The organism is Pseudomonas sp. MF08875 (genome assembly GCF_059862525.1).
On sequence record NZ_JCBCUW010000119.1, the window covers coordinates 1 to 1,408 of the forward strand.

1 protein-coding gene and 1 pseudogene are annotated in these 1,408 nt (G+C 49.4%); both read left to right on the forward strand.

All coding sequences use genetic code 11. The features are described 5' to 3' along the window. Positions 1 to 487: 487 nt before the first annotated feature. Complete coding sequence (locus AC19YT_RS28180; RefSeq protein ID WP_181077541.1) at positions 488 to 1,126, forward strand: TnsA endonuclease N-terminal domain-containing protein; 639 nt, start codon at positions 488 to 490, stop codon at positions 1,124 to 1,126. Then, positions 1,107 to 1,408, forward strand: a pseudogene (locus AC19YT_RS28185) (integrase); the annotation flags it as partial. The gene AC19YT_RS28180 and the pseudogene AC19YT_RS28185, both read left to right, overlap by 20 nt.

Consider the following 1,408-nt stretch of genomic DNA (forward strand, 5'->3'; position numbering starts at 1 on the left):
CTTAGTTGTTAATCAAATCGCGTAAGTTAGTGTGTTCTAGTGAGGAAGGTTTTAAATGTAAATTTGGCGCGGAAAGTTTGCGCCGCTTAAACGACTGGATTAAAATCGGGCGGTTAAAAATAAAGCGAGCACCGTTTCCGGAAGCTCGCTTTATTCAAGCAGTTAAACGATTTTGTTCGAGCAAAATCTTAGCCTGCTTACACCAGTACTTTTTCGCTTTTCAACTACAAAAGGAGTAAACCAAATGTAAATACCTCTGCTGAGGGAAGACAGAGCAACAAAAGAAAAAACAGTACCAGCTCGTGATTGCTTAGACACAACACGCGCAATTTCTTCTTTTTTTGTTGCTCTGTCAATCCCCTCCCAGCATTTCGACCGTAGCGAGATCTCTCGAGGGGGAAGTGTTCCCTTTAGAAATCCTCACACGTTCCCGTAGAGCGCACCAGTACGTGACGCTCCGAAAACCGTTCGCTTCGAGGAAAGTGACATGGCAGTTCGAAAGGTTGTGACCCGAAGATCCTGGCATTTCAGAGGGTATTTTCCATCCCTTAAGAATGGGCAATCCGTACCCTTTGAATCTATCCTGGAAAGTGGATTTTTTAGGCTGCTGGAGCTGTCTCCGGCAGTACGCCGCTATAGAGTCCAGCCCGTCCGTGAGTCCTTCGTAATAGGAATTCAGCCAGCGCAATACGTGCCTGATGTTGAGGTGGAGCTGTTCGACGGCTCAAGAATCCTGGTCGAAATCAAACCTGCTCAACACTGGAAAAATCACGCCACTGCCGCTCGCTTGAGTGCAGCCAAAGCGCATTTCGCCGCCGGTGGCCGCCGCTTCGAAGTGGTTACCGATGAAGTGATCTGGGCTGAGCCGCGGAGCAAGTCGGTATTGGAGATTCTTTACCACCGTCGCGGAACATTTGTGGGCACACCTCCTTGGCAAGATCTTCTGTCCCGAATAAAGGCCGAGAAGCCCCAAACCATCGCAGATCTGTGTTTAGTGGTGGGTGATGCCCAAGCATGGAGACTGTTAGGGCTTGGACTGATTGGCGTGGATCTCGAAAAAAGTCTCAGCTCCCAATCGCCCATCTACCTTGAGGGAGGGCATCGTCATGCAGATTTTTTCGCTTAATCCCGGCTTGGCTGTAACGATGAATGAACGGTACCTCGTATTCCGCTCGCACCTCGTTGATCGACGACTGCATTTCACTGATGAGCTGGGCGAGCCCGTTCTGATGAGGGAGAAAGAATTTTATACGGGGTATGCGCAACGTTCCATATGCGTGATCCCTGATCAACCCAAGCTTGGTTACACCCCTCAACAAAAAAATGCACCCCGAGATCTATCCACCTTTCTTCCCGAACATGCGGAAGAAGCATTGAGAAGGCGACCATACGTAGAGGCTTTGCTAGG

Coding starts and splice junctions, on each gene's coding strand:
- AC19YT_RS28180 (WP_181077541.1), top strand. CDS start 488: ATGGCAGTTCGAAAGGTTGTGACCCGAAGATCCTGGCATTTCAGAGGG.